General features: G+C 77.4%; 1 protein-coding gene and 1 pseudogene. Both read left to right on the top strand.

Annotation, left to right across the window (positions count from 1 at the left end; genetic code table 11):
- The first annotated feature begins 166 nt into the window (after positions 1-166).
- The gene (locus tag AC0CYZ_RS09090) at positions 167-610 is read left to right on the top strand and encodes a Rieske (2Fe-2S) protein (protein ID WP_472214452.1); all 444 of its coding nucleotides are present in this window, start codon (positions 167-169) and stop codon (positions 608-610) included.
- A gap of 54 nt (positions 611-664) precedes the next feature.
- Positions 665-1,174 (top strand): annotated as a pseudogene (locus AC0CYZ_RS09085) (hypothetical protein); the annotation flags it as partial.

The raw sequence follows: 1,174 nt of genomic DNA, 5'->3' as shown, positions 1-1,174 counted from the left end.
CTGCGGCCGCACGTCGTCGCCGAGGCCCTCGACGACGTCGTCGCGGGCCTGCTCGCGCTGCCCGAGTAGCGTGGCGGCGGGCTCGGCGCTTCACCGGCGTCGGATCGCCCGTCGAGGACGATCGGCCGACCCACCACGCCTCGCCCGACCGCGGAGGTCCCTCCCCGTGACCAGTGAGACCCCCCTCCCGGCGCTCGACGCCGGGCCCACCGGCCTGACCCGGCGTCGCGCCCTGTGTGGCCTCGTCGTCGCGCTCGCCGTGCCGGGCGCGCTCGCCGCGTGCTCGTCCGGCGACGGCGGTGCGCCGCCCACGCCGCCGCCGAGCGGGACGCCGGTGTCGTCGATCCCGGTCGGCAGCGGCACCGTCGTGGAGGGCCCGAACGGCCCGGTGCTGCTGGTCCAGCCCACGGCCGGGGTGATCAAGGCCTTCAACGCGTCCTGCCCGCACCAGGGCACCACGGTCGACCCGCCGGTCGGCGGCACCATCACGTGCCCGAACCACGGCAGCCAGTTCGACGGCGCGAGCGGTGCCCTCAAGAGGGGCCCCGCGGCGACGGGCCTGACCCCGGTGTCCACACGGGTGGTCAACGGGTCGGTGGAGTTCGCCTAGTCCGGGCGAGCGGAGCGACGGGGACGTGACGATGCGCAGCGACGGGGGTCGGTGATGCTCGCGCTGCACGCCGCGTGGTCCCCGGGCCGGGGCGTGTGCCTCTGGGCCGAGGACCCGACGCGCGTCGAGCGGCCGACGAGCCGGGCCCGCGGGGCGCGCCCGCACCCGTTCGCAGCCGACCACGAGCAGCTGCGCGGTGTCGCGGCGGCGCTCGGGACCTCCGGGGCCGAGGGGCAGGCCGTCCTGCACCTGCCCTCGACCGGCGGACCCGGTGCGGCTGATCGGGTGCCCCGCCCCTCGTCCGCGCTCATCGACGACGGGGCTCCACTGCCACTCAGTGCAAGCGTCGACGCTCCGCTGGCACGAGGACGAGGAGGGGGACCGGCACCGGCCCTCGCCCCCTTCACCGTCCCCGTCCTCGAGCTCGACGCTGACGTGCTCCTGCGGTCCGAGCCGCTCCCCGGGGAGGGCGCGGAGTTCGAGGTCCTGCGGGCGCTCGGCCGCTTCGCGGCCGACCTCGTCACCCGCGGCCGCCTCCTGCCCGCCCCTGACCGGGAGGACCCC

This window comes from Actinomycetospora sp. (genome assembly GCF_055612215.1).
The sequence above is the reverse complement of the archived record's forward strand: the minus strand, read 5'-3'. Positions and strand labels throughout refer to the sequence as shown.